At 30.7% G+C, this 238-nt stretch carries 1 protein-coding gene; it reads right to left on the bottom strand.

The features are described from left to right. A partial coding sequence (locus AAEZ03_RS28810; RefSeq protein WP_350583417.1) for a hypothetical protein occupies nt 1–238 on the bottom strand: 238 nt, incomplete at both ends.

The raw sequence follows: 238 nt of genomic DNA, 5'->3' as shown, positions 1-238 counted from the left end.
GATAAAAGTTGAGTTTGATATGTCGTCTTTCTTATTACTTCAATGTTGAATGATTTGAAAAAATCATCCAAAACTATAGGTGAATACCCATCGAAAAGCGCTACTCGACCGTAAATTTCCTGTCTAATATCTTCAGAAACGACAAATTTAATAAGTCCAGCAGATATCGAGTTTAAAAGCGAATCCCAAATTGTTTTGAATATTTCAATAGGATAATATCGATAGCAAATATCAATAA

This window comes from Pseudomonas sp. HY2-MNA-CIBAN-0224 (assembly GCF_040310285.1).
Lineage (GTDB): Bacteria > Pseudomonadota > Gammaproteobacteria > Pseudomonadales > Pseudomonadaceae > Aquipseudomonas > Aquipseudomonas helleri.
The sequence above is the reverse complement of the archived record's forward strand: the minus strand, read 5'-3'. Positions and strand labels throughout refer to the sequence as shown.